Source organism: Mesorhizobium sp. M4B.F.Ca.ET.143.01.1.1, assembly GCF_004792275.1.
GTDB classification, from domain to species: domain Bacteria; phylum Pseudomonadota; class Alphaproteobacteria; order Rhizobiales; family Rhizobiaceae; genus Mesorhizobium; species Mesorhizobium abyssinicae.
In genome coordinates this window covers 25,929-40,823 of record NZ_SRSR01000017.1, presented here as the reverse complement: position 1 = coordinate 40,823, position 14,895 = coordinate 25,929, and the positions used below count along the sequence as shown (strand labels likewise).

Annotated in this window: 12 protein-coding genes, 2 tRNA genes and 1 pseudogene; 10 read left to right on the top strand and 5 right to left on the bottom strand. The window is 63.9% G+C overall.

What is annotated here, in order from left to right:
* Positions 1-152 precede the first annotated feature (152 nt).
* Positions 153-608 carry a carboxymuconolactone decarboxylase family protein gene (locus tag EN786_RS29475; protein ID WP_127285359.1) on the top strand — a complete coding sequence of 152 codons (456 nt, stop codon included), beginning with the start codon at positions 153-155 and terminating at the stop codon, positions 606-608.
* Between the two features lie 6 nt (positions 609-614).
* Here EN786_RS29475 and EN786_RS29470 read toward each other — a convergent pair whose 3' ends face one another.
* From EN786_RS29470 to EN786_RS29460, 4 genes are all read right to left on the bottom strand, one after another.
* Positions 615-1,046 carry a cupin domain-containing protein gene (locus EN786_RS29470; RefSeq protein ID WP_127311797.1) on the bottom strand — a complete coding sequence of 144 codons (432 nt, stop codon included), beginning with the start codon at positions 1,044-1,046 and terminating at the stop codon, positions 615-617.
* A gap of 181 nt (positions 1,047-1,227) precedes the next feature.
* The gene (locus EN786_RS29465) at positions 1,228-1,407 is read right to left on the bottom strand and encodes a hypothetical protein (protein ID WP_127285361.1); all 180 of its coding nucleotides are present in this window, start codon (positions 1,405-1,407) and stop codon (positions 1,228-1,230) included.
* Between the two features lie 152 nt (positions 1,408-1,559).
* The gene (locus tag EN786_RS37890; RefSeq protein WP_187331286.1) at positions 1,560-1,718 is read right to left on the bottom strand and encodes a hypothetical protein; all 159 of its coding nucleotides are present in this window, start codon (positions 1,716-1,718) and stop codon (positions 1,560-1,562) included.
* A gap of 1,081 nt (positions 1,719-2,799) precedes the next feature.
* Positions 2,800-2,874 (bottom strand) — tRNA-Asn (locus EN786_RS29460).
* Between the two features lie 215 nt (positions 2,875-3,089).
* Here EN786_RS29460 and EN786_RS29455 point away from each other — a divergent pair.
* From EN786_RS29455 to EN786_RS29435, 5 genes are all read left to right on the top strand, one after another.
* A complete protein-coding gene (locus EN786_RS29455) occupies positions 3,090-3,347 on the top strand; it encodes a hypothetical protein (protein WP_127311795.1) in 258 nt (85 codons plus the stop codon).
* Positions 3,348-3,614: 267 nt separating this feature from the next.
* Positions 3,615-3,688 (top strand) — tRNA-Cys (locus EN786_RS29450).
* A gap of 96 nt (positions 3,689-3,784) precedes the next feature.
* Positions 3,785-4,459 carry a protein-L-isoaspartate O-methyltransferase gene (locus tag EN786_RS29445; RefSeq protein WP_127283798.1) on the top strand — a complete coding sequence of 225 codons (675 nt, stop codon included), beginning with the start codon at positions 3,785-3,787 and terminating at the stop codon, positions 4,457-4,459.
* Positions 4,460-4,642: 183 nt separating this feature from the next.
* Positions 4,643-6,031, top strand: coding sequence for a TolC family outer membrane protein (locus EN786_RS29440; RefSeq protein ID WP_127283802.1), 1,389 nt, complete (start codon positions 4,643-4,645; stop codon positions 6,029-6,031).
* Positions 6,032-6,300: 269 nt separating this feature from the next.
* Positions 6,301-7,137, top strand: a complete 837-nt coding sequence (locus EN786_RS29435) for a PopZ family protein (protein ID WP_127283797.1) — start codon at positions 6,301-6,303, stop codon at positions 7,135-7,137.
* A 64-nt stretch (positions 7,138-7,201) separates the two neighbouring features.
* Here EN786_RS29435 and EN786_RS38805 read toward each other — a convergent pair.
* Positions 7,202-7,294: pseudogene (locus EN786_RS38805) on the bottom strand (VOC family protein); the annotation flags it as partial.
* Positions 7,295-7,625: 331 nt separating this feature from the next.
* Here EN786_RS38805 and EN786_RS29425 point away from each other — a divergent pair.
* The 4 genes from EN786_RS29425 to EN786_RS29410 all read left to right on the top strand — a co-directional run bounded on the left by EN786_RS29425 (position 7,626) and on the right by EN786_RS29410 (position 14,885).
* Positions 7,626-10,409 (top strand): valine--tRNA ligase, encoded by a 2,784-nt coding sequence (locus EN786_RS29425; protein ID WP_127309965.1) that lies wholly within the window; start codon positions 7,626-7,628, stop codon positions 10,407-10,409.
* 360 nt (positions 10,410-10,769) lie between these two features.
* Positions 10,770-12,035: an OmpP1/FadL family transporter gene (locus EN786_RS29420; RefSeq protein ID WP_127309966.1), complete on the top strand. Its 1,266-nt coding sequence runs from the start codon at positions 10,770-10,772 to the stop codon at positions 12,033-12,035.
* Positions 12,036-12,337: 302 nt separating this feature from the next.
* Positions 12,338-14,062 (top strand): dihydroxy-acid dehydratase, encoded by a 1,725-nt coding sequence (gene ilvD / locus EN786_RS29415; protein ID WP_127309967.1) that lies wholly within the window; start codon positions 12,338-12,340, stop codon positions 14,060-14,062.
* On the top strand, positions 14,049-14,885 hold the full coding sequence (locus EN786_RS29410; protein WP_127283793.1) for a tetratricopeptide repeat protein: 837 nt from the start codon (positions 14,049-14,051) through the stop codon (positions 14,883-14,885). Before ilvD ends, EN786_RS29410 begins: the two co-directional genes overlap by 14 nt.
* The last annotated feature ends 10 nt before the right edge of the window (positions 14,886-14,895 follow it).

Here is a 14,895-nt window from a genome sequence, read left to right as displayed (position 1 = left end):
ATAGCCGACGGGTTATAGATCGAGACAGGCGATGTGGCCCAAAGGCCGTCCAGCCTGCGGCGGTGTCGGCGAACCAAAAAGCCCTGGGGAAGCCAGGACCTCCGGAAGCTGAGCGCCCGGGGCTTGTAAGGACACGACCGAAGGAGGCCATTGTGCAAGCACGACTGAAGAACCCCGTAATGCTCATCCCCGGCGCGTTGCAGGCGCTGCTGGCGCTGGACAAGTCGACCGAGGCGGCCGACGTGCCTTATGTGACGCGCAAGCTTGTCCACCTGCGCGCCAGCCAGATCAACGGCTGCAGCGTCTGCGTCGACATGCATGCGCGCGAGTTGAAGAAGGCCGGCGAGAAGGACGAGCGCATCTTTGCCGTGTCGGCCTGGCGGCAAACGCCTTATTTCACGGAGCCGGAACGCGCCGCGCTTGCGCTGGCCGAAGCCACGACGCGGCTGAGCGATCGGGCCGACCCGGTGCCGGACCCGATCTGGGACGAAGCCGCCCGGCATTATGACGAAAAGCAACTGGCCGCACTGGTGGTGCAGATCGCCCTGATCAACGCTTTCAACCGCCTCAACGCCGCCACCGAGCAACCTGTCGGCGCCTGGGGATGAGGGCGATTACTGGCGCAGCACCGTGTTCTTGGCGCCCTGCTCGACCTGGTCGATGACCAGCAGTTTCACCGGGCCGTCGCCGAGATTGGTGGCCTGGTGCCACTGGCCGATCATCTCAACGATGAAATCGCCGGTCTTGTAGGTATTGCTGTTGCCGGTTTCGACATTCGTCACCTTGAGCGTTCCGGCCTCGACATAGGCGTAGCGGGGAAACGGGTGCTTGTGGATCGGCAAGGTCGCGCCCACGGCGATCTCGAAGCTCGAGACGATGACCTCGACATTCTTCTGCGGCAGCGTGATGGGCTGGCCGGACGCCGTTTGCGTGCGATCGGCGAGCGGCGTCACGACGACAGGGTTTGCGCCGCTGTCCAGAGCGTTGGCGGCGGTTGCGGACAGCGCGACGGTTAGCAGCAGCGCCGATGCCAGGACGATTCGCATGGTTCCTCCTCAGGGTTTGCCGGACCATGGCGCGGCGGGCGTGCGGGCGCAAGATTCGTTGCCATCGGCGGCCTTATCAGTGAGAGGGCCAGCACAGCCTGTTGCGGCCGCAGCGGTGAGGAGTGCGAGAAATGCGGGAAGGCCGCTCAGCCGCCGCTTCGGCTCATTCTGATGAGCCCTTTCAACGCTTCATGAGGTCACGGCTGAACCTGACCTCGTGGCCGTACGAGCCGCTCGGCAGGTCGGCGGCGGCCTGGCGGAAACTGTCTTCTATCCGTGTTGTATAACGGCCTTCATTCTGAAGCCTGTCCCACAGGACAAAGCAGACCGCCAAGGCGATGACAATGAGTACCGGTCGCATCGGAAAATCTCCCTCAAGAAGTTCCCGACAAAGCGGCTGTATGATGAGCCTGCTTCAGGCGAAATACAAGAGATTGCTAATATATGGTTGCCAGCGCTTGGCGTGTACGCCTCTCGGTGGCGCCGCGACTTGGTGATGATCAGCTGGCCGCGCTAGCCAATGATGGCCAAGCCAATGGCAATGCCCAACCCGATGGCAATGCCCATCAGGAGCTTGCCGGCGAGATTGAGGGCGATGGCGCGGACGTTGGCGCGCACATCACTATGGGGCTGTGCCACAGCCCTTGTCAGGTCATCGAAAGTCGCTTCCACGGTTGCCACCCTGCGATCTTTTCAGGGTAAGCCTAAATCATATCCTCGGTTATGTGAATCCCCCTTTTGTTCTAGGCAGCAAGCCACAGAAGGCGCCGGGAGGCGCATCTCCGCCGCAGGCCGAACCCGCTTAGCGCGCGCTCGCCCGGCGCGCGGTGGCCGGCCCGGGACCGCGCATATAGTGGAGCTCCGGCCGGTAGCGCGGATGAACGAACTCGCGAAAAGCCGATGCCAACCGAATGAGGGCTAGCCCAAGGGCGGTGACCGAGAGCACCGCAAGAGGGCCGAACATAAGTTTGTGCGACATCATTGTCCCAACCTCAGATGCCGGTGTCGATATGGAACAGGTCTTTTCGGCCGGCATGACTGAAATTGTGGCAGCAAGAACCGTGCCACCCTTGCCCGGCGCACGATTTGCCGCCTGGGCCGACGCACGCCGGCGTCTCGGAATGGGTCATTTGCTGCTGGCACCACAATTGCACTGCCAGCAATGCCGGGTTGTTGGGACCGGCAATAGGGGCGTTTGGGGGCCTCGCCGCTCCGCGAATGGAGCGGCGAGGTTTCTGCTTTTCCGGCCGTGCCTTCGGGCGACGCGACATGTTCCGGCCGGTTGCTGGTGTCGATCGGCACTAGGAATTCGAAGTCGTTGAGCCCGTCCCCACCATCGAGCCGCCAGGCGGCGGCGTCGCCAGTCCGTAGGCCCCTCACGCCCGGCGGCTCAGAGTGGCCGGCGCTTTCGGTCGGAGCCATCGGAACAAAGAGCGCGTCTGTCTGGTTTCGGGTGAGGGAGAGAAACCTGATGCCAGATCAAACCAAAGAGCGGCCCCCGCCGAAACCCGACCACAAGAAGCCACCGGTGCATCCCCGCCACAAGGATTCATCATCGCCCGAGCCCGATCATGTCGACCCACCGCCGCGAGATGTGCGTGAGGCACCGTCACCAAATCCAAACGGGAACAAGAATGGTTGACCGGACCAGGCGATGAACGGCTGGAGCGGTTGCGGCCTTTGGATATGGACGCATCCGTGGCTGCCTAGCCGGACTGGCTGCGCAGCTTTCGCCTAAGTCTTTGAAAAAACTTGGCTCCCCGGGCCGGATTCGAACCAGCGACCAACCGGTTAACAGCCGGTTGCTCTACCACTGAGCTACCGGGGAACAGAGGCTCTTGTGTGAGTGGCGCAGCCTATAGCAAACCCGTTTCGGCTTTGCAAAGAAGCATTTCACATTTTTTTCCGCCATTTTGTGCATGGCGCTTTCTGGCAATCGACGGCCGGGCTCCTCATATGAGCGGTTCCGCAAGGAACGTAGGGCGGCGAAAGGCGTTGCGGCCTTGGGCGGCCGATGTCTTAATCGATGGGAACCGAGATCGAATGACTGCAGCAGGCGACGACGCACCGGCACGGAAAATCACGGTCTTCGGCCGTGAGTTCACCATGCCGCGCTCGCGCGGGCTCAGGATCGCCATCGGCGTCGTGCTGATTCTCGGCGGCATTCTCGGCTTCTTGCCCATCCTGGGCTTCTGGATGATTCCAATCGGATTGCTCGTGCTTTCCTACGAATTCGCCATGGTGCGCCGCCACCGGCGCCGCTTCGTCGTATGGTGGGAACGCCGGCGCCGTCCGGATTGATTTGGCCGGGCGCTTTGCCGGCCTTTCGCAGATCCCCTGGAGGCCTCGCCCGGAATCGGACCTGGCGTGAAAAAGCGTTGCGGCGCTTCACGCCGCCGCGGCGCAAGCCGGGTGGCTCCGTCACAGGCGAAGGCTGCGCGCTCATGAAAACCGATCGGAAACGGTGTCCGCTGCTCGCATGAGGAAAGCGCCGGGAATGGCGCGCGGGCGCTTGACGGCCTTTCACCGCCAACATATTGAGTCCGCTCGGAACGCCGGGAGCAACGAGGCCTCGTGGCGGAGTGGTTACGCAGAGGACTGCAAATCCTTGCACCCCGGTTCGATTCCGGGCGAGGCCTCCAGTTGCCTGGGCTCCCTAGGGGAGCAGGCGTTCCGGTCGGATTGGACCGCGGTCGTGGCGCGGCAGGCGGGCCTTGTTGGGCGGATTGGTTGGAACGATGAGCGCTGATTTCTCCGAACGCCGCGTCAAGATGGTCGATGGCCAGGTCCGCACCACCGACGTGACCAGCGCGCCGTTGATCGATGCCATGCTTTCGGTGCCGCGCGAGAGCTTTGTCGGCGCCGGCCAGCGCGATCTTGCCTATATCGATGAGGACATTCGCATCTCCAGCGGCGCCAACGGCAGCGGCGCGCGCTATCTGATGGAGCCTTCGCCGCTGGCCAAGCTCTTGCAACTGGCCGAGATCGGCGCCGGCGATTCGGTGCTCGATGTCGGCTGCGGCACCGGCTATTCGGCCGCTCTTCTGTCGCGGCTGGCCCGCTCCGTGATTGCGCTGGAAAGCGATTCGGCGCTGGCGGAAATCGCCGGATCGACGCTCTCGTCGCTGGCCTGCGACAACGTGACCGTGGTCACCGGGCCGTTGGCGCAGGGGCATGCCGCCAAGGCGCCCTACAATGCGATCTTCGTCGGCGGCAGCGTCGAGGAAGTGCCGGCCGCGCTGCTCGACCAGCTTGCGGAGGAAGGCCGTCTCGTCGCCGTGGAAGGGCAGGGCAATTCGGGCGTGGCCAGGCTCTTTTTCAAAGCAGGGGGGGTTGTAACGGGCAGACGCGCGTTTAATGCGGCAATTAAGCCACTACCTGGCTTTGAACGTACCCACGCATTTGAATTCTGAGCGTTTTTGCCTTGCAGTGAACGCGCTGTCGTGATCGCTTGCATTTGAACAATCGTTGCTGATCGCATAACCATGTATTCTCGGGGGCAGTCAGCGGGGGAACGATAGAAGCGCGGCGCCGGCTGCTCATGGATGAGCGACTGTCGTGGCGCGGTTCCCATGCAAACGAATGAGGGATATTACGTGCCGTCCGTACGCAAGACTGTTCTAGCCGCCATCCTGGTTTCCGCGACAGCGCTTTCGCCGCTGGCCGCCTCGGCGGAAACCATCACCGGCGCGCTTGCCAAGGCCTACCAGAACAATTCGCAGCTGAATTCCGCCCGCGCCGGTGTGCGCGTCACCGACGAGGGCGTGGCCATCGCCAAGTCCGGCTGGCGCCCGACCGTTACCGGTTCCGGCAGCATCGACTATTCGAGCAGCCATCTGAACGGCACCAACCAGAGTGTGCGCCTGACCACCGGCAATTTCGGCGTGCAGATCGACCAGACGCTGTTCGACGGGTTCCAGACCAGGAACAACGTCGCGGCCGCGGAAGCCCAGGTCCGGGCCTCGGTCGAAAGCCTGCGCAACACCGAGGAAAACATCCTGTTCAACGCGGCAAGCGCCTATATGGATGTCATCCGCGACCGCCAGGTGGCGGTGCTCACCGAACAGAACCTGCAGTTCCTGACCGAGCAGGCGCGCGCCGCGCGCTCGCGCTTCGAGGTCGGCGAAGGCACGCGCACCGACGTAGCCCAGGCCGATGCCTCGCGCTCGACCGCCGTGGCGCAGCTCAGCGCCGCCCGCGCCCAGGCGCTGGCCAGTGCGGCGACCTATCACCAGATCGTCGGCGACGAGCCCGGCAAGCTCAAGGCCGCGGCGCCGCTGGCCAGGCTTTTGCCGTCCAGCCTCGACGCGGCGATCGTCATCGCCTCGGCCGAGCATCCGGCTATCCTTGCCACCGCGCACCTGGTCGACGCGGCGGCGTTCGCGGTGAAGTCGCAGGAAGGCGCGCTGCTGCCGCAGCTTTCCGCCAATGCCGGCGTTTCCAGCGCCTATCGCAACACCGTGCCCGGTGCCCTGAGCACGTCGGACGGCACCACCAATTCGGCCAGCATCGGCGCGACGCTGACCATCCCGATCTATTCGGGCGGCCGCACCTCGGCACTGGTGCGACAGAAGAAGGAATCGCTGAGCCAGGCCCGAATCGAGGTCGATGTCAGCCGCGATCAGGTGCGCCAGGCCGTGACCTCGGCGTGGACGCAGTACACAGCTGCGCAGCAAAGCGTCGCCGCCAACAGGCAGGTCATCGCCGCAGCCCAACTGGCGCTTAACGGCGTCATCGAGGAGCGCAATGTCGGCCAGCGCACCACGCTCGACGTGCTGAACGCGCAGAACGCCGTCATCAGCGCCAAGATCAACCTTGCCAGTTCGGAGCGCGACGTGGTGGTGGCGAGCTATGCCATCCTGTCGGCGACCGGCCGGCTGTCGGTCGATCGCCTCGCGCTCAACGTGACGAAGTACAAGCCGGAAGAGCACTACAACGCCGTCAAGGACAAGTGGTACGGGCTGCGCACGCCCGACGGGCGCTAAAGCGTCCGCTGCAATCAAGGTTCGGCTCGACAAGACGCCGCGTGTCCAAAGGATGCGCGGCGTTTGGCATTGTCGGGCCCGATGCTCCTTCCGCCTCTGCCGCGGCCGTCCGAGAGCCTGAGGCATAAGCTAATCTGTTGAAATCCAACATCTCCCCAGAATGGGGATTCTCGGACGGCGATCCGTCGGCTACCCTGTTGCCATGATTCGGATCCGGCTTTTGCCGGGGCGAAAATCTGGAATGGGTCACAAGGGCGGCGGATGTGACAATGGCGACGGCAAGCAGCGCGCAGCGCGAACCTTCCATGGAAGAGATACTGGCTTCCATCAGGAGGATCATCGAAGACAGCGACACCGGGCGCAAGCAGCCGGGTGACGCGAACGAATTGCGCCAGGATCTCCAGCCCGCGCCGGCGGCGGTCGTGCCGGCTCCGGATGTGGATGCCTTCCGTGCCGAACTCAATGCCGGGACCGAAGCCCGCAAGCCGGTCTCGCTGGCGGAGGTGCAGGCGCAACTGGCGGCCGAACCGGTCATCGCCCGCATGGAAACGCATACGCGCGTGGATGCCGCTCCGGCGGTCGAGCTGAAGGCGCCGGTGACGCTCGCGGAGGTGAGCGCCAGGATCGCAGCCGAGCCGGGCCCAGCCGCCTCGGAGAAAGTTGTCGAAACCAGCGATACGATCGTTGCCGACTGGCGGCGCGAGATCGCCGCCGTCGGCGAGACGGCGAAGGCTGTGAGCCGGCCGGAGCGGGTCGAGCCGCGCGCGCCGGCAGTTGAACCTGAGCTCGAGATAGAAGAGGACGAGCTGGCGGACGAAGCCAGTTTCGAGCCGGCCGCCGCACATGTTGCGACGGCGCCGCAGCCCGCGGCCGAAGCGCCGCCCGCACGCACGGCGATCCTTTCCGAGCATGTCGGCCGCCAGGTCGCCGCTGCCTTTGGCGAGCTCTCCGATGCCTTTGCCAGCCGCAGCAAGAAAAGCTTCGACGAGATGGCCGAGGACATGTTGCGGCCGATGCTGCAGGATTGGCTGGACAACAACCTGCCGACGCTGGTCGAGCGCCTGGTGCGCGAGGAAATTGAGCGCGTGGCGCGCGGCGCGCAGTAGCTTTCGTAGATCAGGTCAAACAAAATGAAAGCGCCGCCTTCGGGCGGCGCTTTTTTGCCGTTGCTCAGCCGGTGGCGAAGCAGATCAGGTTGCCGTCGGGATCGCTGACGATGAACGTGCGGGCACCCCATGGCTCCGTCCGCAGCGTCTGATGAAATCTGGCGCCTGGTATTCAAGAAAACAACGGCTTGATCGCGTATCTTGTGGTGTTCGAGCGTTGGCATGGGCGCACTACGGGGTTGAGATGGCGTAGGCGGGCAATGCCCCTCCGGGCAACAGCCGATGCGCCTACAGCAGCGTGGCCAAGCTACGGGGGGGTGCCGTCCGGGACCCAAGAGCCACGCCGCTGCTCGGCTCCGGGAGTTGCCTTGATCTGTCCTGCCACTATCTAGCAGCAGTGCCGTCGGCCACGCGCCTGCGGTTGACTTGCCCACAGCCTTCCGATTTACACCGGACCCAACAAATCCCGACAGCCCGGACCGCTCCCCATGCTCGAAAAAACCTACGACGCCAAAACCGTCGAGCCGAAGATCGCCAAAATCTGGGAAGAGGCCGATGCCTTCCGCGCCGGCGCGGGCGCGGAGGAGGGGGCGGAGGCCTTCACTATCGTCATCCCGCCGCCGAACGTCACCGGCTCGCTGCATATGGGCCATGCGCTCAACAACACGCTGCAGGACATACTGGTGCGCTTCGAGCGCATGCGCGGCAAGAACGTGCTGTGGCAACCGGGCATGGACCATGCCGGCATCGCCACGCAGATGGTGGTCGAGCGCCAGCTGATGGAAAAGCAGATCCACCGCCGCGATCTTTCGCGCGAGGACTTCATCGAGAAGGTCTGGGAGTGGAAGGCCCAATCCGGCGGCGCGATCTTCAATCAGCTGAAGCGGCTCGGCGCCTCGGCCGACTGGAGCCGAGAGCGCTTCACCATGGACGAGGGCCTGTCCAGGGCGGTGCTGGAAGTGTTCGTGACGCTCTACAAGGAAGGGCTGATCTACAAGGACAAGCGCCTTGTGAACTGGGACCCGAAGCTCCTCACCGCGATCTCCGACCTGGAGGTCGAGCAACACGAGGTCAACGGCAATCTCTGGCACTTCCGCTATCCGGTCGAGGGGGCTGTCTTCGATCCGGAAGACCCCAAGACGTTCATCACGGTCGCCACGACGCGTCCCGAGACGATGCTTGGCGATACGGCGGTGGCGGTGCACCCGGACGACGAACGCTTCCGTCATCTGGTCGGCAAGAACGTCATCCTGCCGATCGTCGGCCGCAGGATCCCCGTCGTGGCGGACGAATATTCCGATCCGGAAAAGGGCTCGGGCGCGGTCAAGATCACGCCGGCGCACGACTTCAACGACTTCGAGGTCGGCAAGCGCCACAAGCTGCCGGCGATCAACATCCTCACCGTCGAGGCGGCGATCACCCTCAAGGACAATGAGGATTTCCTCGCCGGCCTCGAAGTGACGCCGGAACGCCAGGCCGTCTGGGACGAGCTCAATGGCCTCGACCGCTTCGCCGCGCGCAAGAGGATCGTCGAGCTGATGGAGGCCGGCGGCTTCCTCGACAAGATCGAGGCGCATCGCCATACGGTGCCGCATGGCGACCGCGGCGGCGTGCCGATCGAGCCGTTCCTGACCGACCAGTGGTATGTCAACACGATCGAACTGGCGAAGCCGGCGATCGCCTCGGTGCGCGAGGGCCGCATCAACTTCGTGCCGAAGAACTGGGAAAAGACCTACTTCGACTGGATGGAAAACATCCAGCCCTGGTGCATCTCGCGCCAGCTCTGGTGGGGCCACCAGATCCCGGCGTGGTACGGGCCGGATGGACGCGTCTTCGTCGAGAAGACCGAGGAAGAGGCGCTGGCCGCGGCGATCGAATACTACCTGGCGCTGGAGGGGCCGTGGAAGGCATGGGTCGAGGACAAGCTGGAGAATTTCAAGCCGGGCGAGATCCTGACCCGCGACGAGGACGTGCTCGACACCTGGTTCTCTTCCGCGCTGTGGCCGTTCTCGACGCTGGGCTGGCCGGACCAGACGCCGGAGCTCAAGACCTACTACCAGACCGACGTGCTGGTGACCGGCTTCGACATCATCTTCTTCTGGGTCGCCCGGATGATGATGATGGGCCTGCACTTCATGGACGAGGAGCCGTTCCACACGGTCTATGTCCATGCGCTGGTGCGCGACAAGAACGGGCAGAAGATGTCGAAGTCGAAAGGCAACGTCATCGATCCGCTCGAGCTCATCGACGAATACGGCGCCGATGCGCTGCGCTTCACGCTTGCCGTGATGGCCGCGCAGGGGCGCGACGTGAAGCTCGATCCGGCGCGCATCGCCGGCTACCGCAATTTCGGCACCAAGCTCTGGAACGCGACGCGCTTCGCCGAGATGAACGAGGTGGCCCGCAATGACGATTTCTGGCTGAACGACGCCAAGCTCGCGGTCAACCGCTGGATCCTCACCGAGCTGACGCGGGCGGCGCGCGACATCACCGACGGCATTTCCACATACCGCTTCAACGAGGCGGCGGGTGCCGCCTACCGGTTCGTCTGGAACCTGTTCTGCGACTGGTACCTGGAACTCCTGAAGCCTGTATTCATGGGCACGGACGAGGCGGCCAAGGCCGAGAGCCGCGCCTGCGTCGCCTTCGTGCTCGACGAGATCTACAAGCTCCTGCATCCGATGATGCCGTTCATGACCGAGGAGCTGTGGGCGCAGACCGCCGGCGAGAGCCAGGAGCGCGCTTCGCTGCTTTGCCACGCCGCCTGGCCGTCGCCGGACTTCGAGGACGCGGACGCGGCCGCCGACATCAACTGGCTGGTCGATCTCGTCTCCGGCATCCGCTCGGTGCGCTCGGAAATGAACGTGCCGCCGGCGGCGATCGCGCCGTTGATGGTGATCGGCGCCAACACGCCGACGCAAGAGCGGCTGGAGCGCCACGCCCAGGCCATCAAGCGGCTGGCGCGCGTCGGCGACATCGCGCTGGTCGACGCGCCGCCGAAGGGCTCGGCGCAGATGGTGCTCAACGAGGCGACGGTGTGCCTGCCGCTCGGCAGCCTGATCGACCTCGCGGCGGAAGCGGCGCGGCTGCAGAAGGAACTGGCCAAGGTGACCGAGGAGATCGCCCGCCTGCACAAGAAGCTGTCGAACGAGAAATTCGTCGCCAATGCGCCGGAAGAAGTGGTCGAGGCCGAACGCGAAAAACTGGCCGAATACCGCGAGGCGCAGGAGAAGCTTTCGGTGGCGTTGACGCGGGTCCGCGACGCCGGCTGAAGTCAAGATTCGCCTCTACTTGGAGGCAGGTTTCCGGTAGCTCAATTGCCTCGAAAATGGCCATGCCGTTGGGTTAATTTTGACGTAAACGGAAAGTTTTAGCCCCATTGTTGCCATAATGTAACAATGGGGCCAAATGGCCCCGAAAGACCTTGTTTTTGAGCTTTTTGTGACAGGTTTCACAGATTTTTTCCGCCGAGTTGCCTTGGCAAAGCCATTTTTCGGCTAGGCGGCGGCATGCGCCGATAAGCCCGAAAGGCGGTCGGCCAAGGTGTACATGTACGCCTTCCGAATTCATTGTTGCGCCGTTAACCCGAATTGGTTCTAGCTTGATCCACTAGTATTTCGGGGAGGACATCCATGATCAATTTGCGTTTGAAAGCACTGCTGGGGGCGGGGTGCTTTTCGCTGGCCGCGATCGGTTCCGCGCCTGCCGGCGGCCTGGAACGCGGCGGTTACGACATCGACCTGCTGTTCGATCCAGCGCAGGTCACCGGCGAGGCTTCCGCCACCTATGTGATGCCGCAACGAGACCTGAAGAATGTGGTGGATATCGACCCGACAAATGGTCCGCTTAATTTGTTGGGCGCGCCCAACTCCGCCCGCGATACCGAAAGCTATTGGGTGCCAAGCGCCGGCATCAAGATCGGCATGGGCCCTGTCGATTGCCTCGGCGACTACGGCCAACCGATCGGAGCGTTCAGCAATCCCGGCGCCAATTGGGCCGGTGCGAACGGCAATATCATAACCAAGGTAAAGAGCGAAGCGCTGGGCGCAACCTGCTCGTACAAGATGGACCTTGGAAAAGGTCAGTTTCGGGTTCTTGGCGGCGTATTTCACGAGGATGTTTCGGGCTTCAAGGAGCAGTTGGTTGCTCCTCTCCCGGCATTCTTGGGCACGGGCGTAGGACGCCTCGATCTCGAGGGAGATGGCTGGGGATGGCGTGCCGGTGTTGCCTATGAGATTCCGGAAATCGCTCTGCGCGCCAGCCTGGTCTACAATTCGGCGGTGAAGCTCGACAATCTCGCCGGAACGCTCGACCTGACCCAGGTTTCCAGCATCATCGATCCGACAAATCCGCTGCTGGGTACCGTAACCAATGTCTATGGCTCCTCTGAAGTGCCGGACTCGGTGGAACTGAAGCTGCAGTCTGGTATCGCGCCAGGATGGCTCGCCTTCGGCTCCGTCAAGTGGATGAACTGGAGCCAATTGCAGAGCATCCCGTTCTGCCCGACTGCGACGAAGGGCGCGTTTGCCTGCACCACCACCAGCGTGGTTCGCGCGACGTCATTGGATCTGCTCTACAGGGACGGATGGACGGTCTCCGGCGGTATCGGCCACAAGTTCAACGATCAGTGGAGCGGTGCGGCAGTTCTTACCTGGGATCGTGGTACCACCACCGGCCTCAGCGCCCAGACCGACACCTGGACTATCAGCGGCGGCGTGGCGTACACGCCGACCCAGAACATCGAGCTCCGTTTCGGTGGCGCGTTGGGTGTGCTCACCAGCGGGTCGATACATCCGGTCGTCGGCAGCGACGGCGTCACCTACGGCACCGACTATACCGCCGACTTCGGCAACGACCTTGTTTCCGCCCTCTCCACCTCGTTTAAGGTGAAGTGGTAAGCCATTCAGACTGGACACAAAAAGGCCGGGCGTTGCCCGGCCTTTTTTGTTGATGCCCTCAGGCGTGCGGGCGTCGCCGTAACCGCACCAATCTCGCCGCGGTGCAGATTCGCCGCACATCCCGCGCCCCTCACAATTGTGACGTTTTAGCAACACTTTATGAACAACCCCGGCGCTACAGTTCCGGCCAGGGGGATTGCCCATTTCCCGCCATAAACCCGGCGCACCTCGAAATGGTCTCGGGACACGCGCCAAAAGGCTCGGCGATGGGGCAGGCCGCACCGCCCGCGGCAAGGACGAGTATGGACGCCAGAGCTATCTCCAAGGCCAAGCTGCCCAGCCGCTACGTGACCGTGGGTCCGGCGCGCGCGCCGCATCGCTCGTACCTCTACGCCATGGGATTGTCTGCGGCCGAGATCGCGCAGCCGCTGGTCGGCGTCGCCAGCTGCTGGAACGAGGCGGCACCTTGCAACATCTCGCTGATGCGCCAGGCGCAGGTGGTCAAGAAGGGCGTCGCCGCCGCCAACGGCACGCCGCGCGAGTTCTGCACCATCACCGTCACCGACGGCATCGCCATGGGCCACCAGGGCATGAAATCGTCGCTTGTGTCGCGCGAGGTGATCGCCGATTCCGTCGAACTCACCATGCGCGGCCATTGCTACGACGCGCTGGTCGGTCTTGCCGGCTGCGACAAGTCGCTGCCCGGCATGATGATGGCCATGGTGCGCCTCAACGTGCCGTCGATCTTCATCTATGGGGGCTCGATCCTTCCCGGCAGCTATCGCGGCCGGCAGATCACCGTGCAGGATGTGTTCGAGGCGGTCGGCCAGCATTCGGTCGGCACGATCTCCGACGCCGAACTGCTCGAGATCGAACAGGCGGCCTGTCCGTCGGCCGGCTCGTGCGGCGCCCAGTTCACCGCCAACACGATGGCCACCGTCGCCGAGGCGATCGGCCTGGCGCTGCCCTATTCCTGCGGCGCGCCGGCACCATACGAGATGCGCGACCGCTTCAACTACGCCTCCGGCGAAAAGGTCATGGAGCTGATCGCGAAGAACATCCGGCCGCGCGACATCGTCACGCTGAAGTCGCTGGAGAACGCCGCGACCGTGGTGTCCGCCACCGGCGGCTCGACCAATGCCGCGCTGCACCTGCCGGCGATCGCGCATGAGGCCGGGATCAAGTTCGACCTCTTCGACGTCGCCGCGATCTTCGAGAAGACGCCTTACATCGCCGATCTCAAGCCCGGCGGCAAATATGTCGCCAAGGACATGTTCGAGGCCGGCGGCATTCCGCTGCTGATGAAGACGCTGCTCGACCATGGCTATCTGCACGGCGATTGCATGACGGTGACCGGCCGTACTTTGGCCGAAAACATGCAGCATGTTGCCTGGAATGACAGCCAGGATGTGGTCCGTCCCGCCAACCGGCCAATCACCAAGACAGGCGGTGTGGTGGGTTTGAAGGGCAACCTTGCCCCCGAAGGCGCGATCGTGAAGGTCGCGGGCATGTCGGAACTGAAATTCTCGGGTCCGGCGCGTTGCTTCGATTCGGAAGAGGAGTGCTTCGAAGCGGTCACGCAGCGCAATTACAAGGAAGGCGAGGTTCTCGTCATCCGCTACGAGGGTCCGCGCGGCGGTCCGGGCATGCGGGAAATGCTGTCGACGACGGCGGCTCTCTACGGCCAGGGCATGGGCGGCAAGGTGGCGCTGATCACCGACGGACGGTTCTCAGGCGCGACGCGCGGCTTCTGCATCGGCCATGTCGGGCCGGAGGCGGCTGTCGGCGGCCCGATCGGGCTCATCAGGGGCGGTGACGTGATCTCGATCGATGCGGTCAACGGCACGATCGAGGTGGCGCTGTCCGACGCCGAACTGGCGGCGAGGAAGAAGACGTGGAAGGCGCGCAAGACCGACTATCAGTCGGGCGCGATCTGGAAATATGCGCAGACGGTCGGATCGGCCCGCGACGGCGCGGTGACGCATCCGGGCGGTGCGAAAGAAACACATTGCTATGCGGATATCTGAGGTGTTGAGGTCGTCTGTCTTTTCGGCACTGGTCGTGTTCGCCACTTTTGGCGCGACCTTCGGCGCCGTGGGCCAGGCCGTGGCCTTCGACGACAAGGTGTTCGACGACAAGACCGGCGTGAAGCCCCAATCCAGCCCGTGGGCGGTGTTCCAGTTCGGCTTTTCCGCCTACAAGAACGGCCACAAGGACCAGGCGGTCGAGGCCTACAAATATGCCGCCGAGAACGGCCAGATCGGCGCTACCTGGAAGCTTGCGCGCATGTATGCCGAAGGCGACGGCGTGGCGCGCGACGACTACGCGGCCTTCAAGTTCTTTTCGGAGATCGTCGATCAGGACGTCGAGCCGGGATCGCCGGAGGAGAGCTATGTCTCCGACGCGCTGGTGGCGCTCGGCGACTATCTGCGCAAGGGTATACCCGGCAGCCCGGTCACCGAGAACGAGGTGGCCGCGCAGGAATACTACATGCGCGCCGCCGCCAACTACCGCAATCCGAACGCCCAGTTCGAGATCGGGCAGATGTTCCTGAAGGGCGAGGGCGGCGTCAAGGCAAGCGTCAAGCAGGCCGGGCGCTGGCTCCAACTGGCGGCCGAGAAGGGCCATGCCGGCGCGCAGGCGACGCTCGGCAACCTCCTGTTCCAGAGCGGCAAGGTGGTGCGCGGCCTGGCGATGATGACGGCCGCACTCGAACGTGCCGCACCGGCCGACCAGCCGTGGATCCGCAGCATGCAGGAAGAGGCCTTCGCCGCCGCCGGCGAAGCCGACCGCCGCACGGCCATCTCGCTCGCCGACGACATCCTGACGAAGGGCGGCGGCGACCAGTAAGCCGCGCCGC